Genomic DNA, 1,494 nt, shown 5'->3' on the forward strand with positions numbered 1-1,494 from the left:
GAGTCCCGCGGTCTCGGTGGGTCCGGTGGGTTTGCCGGTGGGGGCGGGCGTCGGGCCGGGGCGGCCGAAGAGGCCGATCAGCGCCGTGAGCAGGGACAGGACTCCGAGCGTTGCCCAGCCGGTGCCGTAGCCCGCGGCGGGGACGACCTTCCCGAAGATGATGGGGAAGACGAAACCGCCGACTGCCGCGAGGGTGAGCATGAGCCCCACCGCGGTGCCGATGTGCTCGGCGTCGACACGGGAGATCTCGGCGGGGACACAGAGCCACGCGGGGAAACTGAAGAGGAACAGGAATCCGATCAGACCGGACAGGAACCACAGCAGGGGAGCCGACCGGATGGGGATGAGGAACAGGGCCGCACTCATCGCGAGGAACGGGACGACCATGATCAGCCGGTAGTTCTTCAGTCGGTCCGCCAGATGGCCGCCGAGCAGGCTGCCCGGAATTCCGGCCAGGGCGAACACCGCGCCGAGCAGTCCCCCTTGGCCGCCGGTGAATCCGAGTTCGTCGATCGCGTACTCGCCGAGCAGCTGTGAGGCGGTGATGTACGCGCCGTAGACACCGATCATGGCTCCGCCGTAGATCCACAACTGCCGGTCCCACAGCGCCTTGGCGAGGCCGTCGCGGGTGATCTCGGCGCCGGCGAGGCCCGTCACATCCGGCGGGGTCCTGAACCACGCGGCAGCGGCGGCGGCCAGGACCAGGTTGAACACCCCGCAGACGATCAGCATCGTTCGCCAGCCGATGACCTCCGTGAGGGCGACGCAGCCGTAGAGACCCAGCGCGGCTCCGATGCTGAACGCCGCTCCGCCGGTGATTCCCAGGGCGAAGTTGATCTCGTGGTTCCGGAACCAGACACTGACCGCGCCGACCGACACGGAGAGAAAGATCGACCCGCCGATCCCGGCCAGTACGCGGTAGACGGCCAGGTCGGCGTAGTCGACGGCGAGCCCCGAGAGGATGCCGCCGACGCTCTGCAGCACGATGCCGAGGACGAGCGTGCGCTTCAGACCCAGCCGGGTCGCGAGCAGACCGGCGGGGATGTGGACAACGCCGTATCCGATCAGGAAGAGGGCGATCAGAAAGGCCAGTTGCGTGAACGACGCGCCCAGGTCCTCGCTGATCGGTGTGAACGCCGACGCGATGTTGAACCAGTTCAGCGTCAGGCCCACGTACCCGGCCACCAGGAGAGCGAGCATGCGCCATCGGGCGGTGTAGATGTCATCGGGCATGGGCGGGGAATCCCTTCTCGAATGTGCGGTGCCCCATGGACGGCGGTGGGGCCCGCCAGTCCTGCGATACGGAGACCGGATGACGCCCCGGGCCCGCTGCCCGCCGAGGGGTGGGCGGCCGTCCGGGCGCTGCCGGACACGGCGGGGGTGTGAGCCGGTGGTCGGCGTCGCCGGCCGGGGGCTCGGCCGGCGACGAACGCGTGGTCATCGCCTGGGAGCGCGCTGCCGGGGCATGCGCGGAGCGGAGTGGGAGGGTCGTAC

General features: G+C 69.6%; 1 protein-coding gene. It reads right to left on the minus strand.

Going from position 1 to position 1,494, the window contains the following annotated elements; genetic code table 11:
- The coding region (locus ACWF94_RS40345; RefSeq protein ID WP_453500255.1) for an MFS transporter at positions 1 to 1,233 on the minus strand (1,233 nt) is incomplete at its 3' end.
- Between the last annotated feature and the right edge of the window lie 261 nt (positions 1,234 to 1,494).

This window comes from Streptomyces sp. NPDC055078 (genome assembly GCF_053607985.1).